4 protein-coding genes are annotated in these 4,326 nt (G+C 65.6%); 2 read left to right on the top strand and 2 right to left on the bottom strand.

The window, feature by feature from the left end; translation table 11 throughout:
* Positions 1–333 precede the first annotated feature (333 nt).
* Entirely contained in the window at positions 334–840 is a 507-nt protein-coding gene (locus tag E6G06_21970) for a type 1 glutamine amidotransferase (GenBank protein TML85496.1), read from the top strand.
* A 354-nt stretch (positions 841–1,194) separates the two neighbouring features.
* Here the strand turns inward: E6G06_21970 and E6G06_21965 are convergent, their stop codons facing one another.
* Positions 1,195–1,410 (bottom strand): hypothetical protein, encoded by a 216-nt coding sequence (locus E6G06_21965; GenBank protein TML85495.1) that lies wholly within the window; start codon positions 1,408–1,410, stop codon positions 1,195–1,197.
* Here E6G06_21965 and E6G06_21960 point away from each other — a divergent pair.
* A complete protein-coding gene (locus E6G06_21960) occupies positions 1,409–3,031 on the top strand; it encodes a trehalose-6-phosphate synthase (GenBank protein ID TML85500.1) in 1,623 nt (540 codons plus the stop codon). The genes E6G06_21965 and E6G06_21960 overlap by 2 nt on opposite strands.
* 539 nt (positions 3,032–3,570) lie before the next feature.
* On the opposite strand, the gene E6G06_21955 is transcribed toward E6G06_21960, so the two are convergent.
* A partial coding sequence (locus E6G06_21955; GenBank protein ID TML85494.1) for an IS481 family transposase occupies positions 3,571–4,326 on the bottom strand: 756 nt, incomplete at its 5' end.

The raw sequence follows: 4,326 nt of genomic DNA, 5'->3' as shown, positions 1-4,326 counted from the left end.
CTGATGTTGTCGCGAACCCAAGTGATCTCGCTGCCGCGGCTCAACGCGTCCCAGAGCGTTTCCAGCATCCGGAAGGTGGCCAGGCCAATCAGCGCTCCCGCAAAGGCGGCGCCCCACCGCTCGAGCGAGGGCCCTGCGGCCCGACGCTCATCGAGTTCACTCTCTGCAGTTGTCATTTGCTTCCCCTCTACTCCATTGCTATTGGGCAGTACCCACTCCGGCGTTTGTGCATACGTGAACCGGGCGGTTGAGGGGTGGAGCCGGGGGGGTAGAGGTAGGAAGCCCTGGCGGTACAAACGGGCCGCCGTGAAGCCGGCTCCGGAGGGTGTAGCTGTGGCTCGTGTTGCGTTCGTGTTGGCTGACGACTTCGAAGACGCCGAATTCCGGGTCCCCTACGACCGGCTACAGGCGGCGGGCCACGAGGTCACCGTGGTCGGCGTCAAGGCGGGGAAACCTCTGCACGGCAAACGGGGGAAGGAGCGTTTTGCCCCGACACTGGCGGCCGAGTCTGCTTCGGTCGAAGACTTCGACGCGCTGGTGATCCCGGGAGGCTACTCACCAGACAAGCTGCGAATGGACGACCATGTCGTCTCCCTCGCCCGCGACTTCGACCGCGCCGCTAAGCCGCTGGCTGCCATCTGTCACGCCGGCAGCCTGCTCATCGAGGCAGAAGCGGTCGGTGGTCGTCGGGTTACGTCGTGGCCCTCGATCAAGACCGATCTCATCAATGCCGGCGCCACCTGGCTAGACGCCGAGGTGGTCGAAGACGGTCATCTCATCTCCTCGCGAAAGCCCGACGACCTCGACTCGTTCTGCGCGGCAATCCTGCGTCGTCTCTAAGCGAGGAGCTGGCCCGAGCGGGAGGCCATCTGAGGTCGACCGAACCAGACCCGGCAGGGCGGCTCGCGCTGCCTCCGAGATCGAAGCCGCAGCAGAGACCTTTGGCTCGAAACAAGCTCAAGGGGTCTCCGCTGGGGCGCCGAAGGCGTCGTGGTTCGCGAGATCCCGCCGCGTTCTTTCAGATCTCAGAACAGCTGGCCGCGACGCGGACGACACGGCAATCACACAATGGGTAACGAGCTCGCAACGCAGCGCTTTCTTATTGCGGTGCCGTCGAATTCTGCGCCCCGACGCACACGCGCATCCATCGCCTCACCGCTGGCCGTGGGGGCTCAGCCGCATGGTTTCCATCAGTCATCTGTGCGGATTGCGACTTCGATGACGGGCTTTGGACCCCGAACGGCGATTCGTGTCGCGGACATTGATCGCATCAGCGTCAGGGACCTCCTCGCCCACCTCGGAGGCGTTCTCCTCCATGAGCCGGGTCTCGAGCCCCTCACGAGCCAGCACTTGTGCCTCCTTCTCGGCGTCTTGGTGGGCCAGGTCGTCGCGCTTCTTGGGCATGGCCATGAGCTACCCGTCCGGCGCCGCTGTCGAACTCGCTGGAACCGAACGCAGGAACCTTGATCGCCGTCCCCTCGCCGCCCCGCCGCCAGGCCCGCTCCGTTCGGCGTGTCGACGCCGCGAAGCAGCCGGATATCGTGCCCCCGTGGCCAGTCCCGACGGGAGGCGTGAACCGCTCATCTTGGTGTCGCATCGCGGGCCGGTTCAGTTCGCCCGGGATGCCACAGGTCGGCGGATCTGCACACGCGGAAGCGGCGGGCTGGTCACCGCGCTGTCCGGGCTCGCAGGCCGGTTGGCAAACGGTGTGTGGATCTGTGCTGCGCTTTCGGAAGAGGACACCGCCGTCTGCGGTGAGCACCACGGCCGGTCGTTTGTCGCGACCCACGAGACGGCGAGGGGAGCGGTGCTGCGGATGATCGACATCGATCCCGCGGTGCATCACAAGTTCTATTCCATTGTCGCCAACCCGCTCCTGTGGTTCCTCCAGCACAACCTCTGGGACCTGAGCAACGCGCCCAACATCACCGCGAACGAGATCGATGCCTTCGTCGCCGGCTATGAGGTCGTGAACCGCCGCTTTGCCGAGGTCGTGGTGGAAGAGGTGGCGACGCGAGCGGGGCGCGCGGTCGTGATGATCCACGACTACCACCTCTACCTCGTGGCGCCCTACGTGCGCGCCCACTGTCCCGGCACGTTCCTTCAGCACTTCGTTCACGTGCCTTGGCCTCAGCCGGACGCATGGCGCGTGTTGCCCGTCTGGATGCGGGAATCGCTCTTCACCGGATTGCTGGCCAACGACATCGTCGCCTTCCACACCGAGCGCTACGCCCGCAACTTCTTGTTGGGTTGCCAGGATCTCCTGGGCTTGAGTGTGGACTTCGGCCGGCTCACGGTGGATGTGGGCGAGCGGCGAGTCGCGGCGCGCTGGTACCCCATCTCCGTCGACGTGTCGAGCTTGGAGGAGCTGGCGAACTCGCCCGAGGTGCAAGACCAAGAGCGTCAGCTCGAGAACAGCTCCCGCGAGTTTCTGATCCTACGAGTCGATCGCACCGACCTGTCGAAGAACGTGCTCCGCGGCTTCCTTGCCTACGATCAGCTGCTCACCGATCACCCCGAGCTCACCGGGCGCGTGACGTTTCTCGCCCTCTTACAGCCCAGTCGTCAAGATGTGGACGAGTACCTCGAGTACGCGGACCGGATACGACGACTCGTCGCCGACGTCAATCTCAAGCACGGCAACACCGACTGGCAGCCGATCGACCTGCGTTTTCAGGACTCGTTGCCGGCAGCGGTGGCCGCCTACAAGCGGTTCCATGTGCTCATGGTGAACTCGGTCTTCGATGGCCTGAACCTGGTGGCCAAGGAAGCCATGGTCGTTAACCGCGTGGATGGCGTGCTCGTGCTGTCCGAACACGCCGGCGTGTATGACGAGTTGGGTGCCTTTGCGCTGGGCGTTCACCCCTTCGACATCAGTCAACAGGCCGACGCGCTCTACCGAGCTCTGACACTGCCTCGGGAGGAGCGCCGAACGCGGCGGCAAGTGTGCGTCGACATCGTGCGCACGAATGACCTCGACAAGTGGCTCCGCACGCAGCTCGATGACATCGCTGCAATGCAATCGGGGTGAGCGAACGTCTTGACGGTTCGACGCCGGCCTCTCCGGCTGGCCTCTAACCCTCAGCCAATGGCGCTCACCTCACGTGTGAACGGCGTGCCCGTCGCGGATTCAAGGTGCCAGGCGGTCTACCTGGGTGTCCAGATACCGATCCGCAGTCCGCACTCCCGGCGCGATGCCGGTGCGCGGCCACGTGCGAGTGACGCGCGTGATCGCCCGTCCAGGCTGCTCCGCCAGAACGAGGCGTGTGAGCCGAGGCCGCCCGCCTGGGGGGTGGGGAGGTGGAGCGACCTCAGCATCGGCGCCCCAGCCTTGCGACTGGGCGCACGCCAAAGCACACGATAGAACGCCTGATCGTTGAGTAAATCGGCTTGTCCACCATGCCCGCCGCCCGAGAGCTGGCATTCGCCGGGCGTGGGAGCGGCGCACGGAGCTCACGCTCGCGGTTGCCGAGCGCTTGCGGTTGTCGAGGCATCCGGCCATGGGCCGCGCCTACGGATTCCGGGGCGATCGGAACTGAGCGTGTCCGAGGCGAGGTACTGGGTATGTCCCTAGGTGTAGTGCCCCATGACGTTGCCGACACGACTCACCGGTGGCCCGCCGATAGCGGTGTGGTGGCGATGATGGTTGTAGACGTGCAGCCACCGAGTCAACGCGCGGGTGCGTTGACCGTCTGAGGTCCATGGTCGGGCGTAAGCCCACTCGGCCAGGAGTGTTCGGTTGAAACGCTCCACCTTCCCGTTGGTGGCCGGCCGGTAGGGCCTCGTCCGGGAATGCACGACGGTGCCGAGAGCCTCGGCGAATGCGCGGGCGCGATAACAGCCACCGTTGTCCGTCAGCACGCGCTCGACGGCGACCTCTCGCGCTGCAAAGAACGTGTTCGCCCGGAGCCAGAAACCCGCAGCGCTTGCCCCTGACTCATCCGGCAGCACTTCGCTATAGGCAAGGCGGCTGTAGGCGTCGACGGCTGAGTGCACGAAGGCGTATCCGATGGCACGCCTCTTGGTCTGGATGTTGTTCGGACGTGCCACCCGGCCATGCACCCGCCAGCCGCCACCTTTGGGAATGCGGCCGAGCTTCTTCACATCGAGGTGCACCAGCTCGCCCGCCCGGGACATCTCCATCCGACGGACGGGCTGGCGCGTCGGTCGATCGAGCTGGTCGAGACGGTTGAGCCCGTGACGAACGAGCACTCGGTGCACGGTCGAGTGTGGTACCTGCACGATCCCGGCGATGCGCGCCGGCCCGAGTCCCCGACGGCGGCGCAGCGTGACGATGCGTCGCTCGGTGGACGCCTTGGTACGCGT

Source organism: Actinomycetota bacterium (genome assembly GCA_005888325.1).
GTDB lineage: Bacteria > Actinomycetota > Acidimicrobiia > Acidimicrobiales > AC-14 > AC-14.
The sequence above is the reverse complement of the archived record's forward strand: the minus strand, read 5'-3'. Positions and strand labels throughout refer to the sequence as shown.

Coding starts and splice junctions, on each gene's coding strand:
- E6G06_21960 (TML85500.1), top strand. CDS start 1,409: ATGAGCTACCCGTCCGGCGCCGCTGTCGAACTCGCTGGAACCGAACGC.
- E6G06_21965 (TML85495.1), bottom strand. CDS start 1,410: ATGGCCATGCCCAAGAAGCGCGACGACCTGGCCCACCAAGACGCCGAG.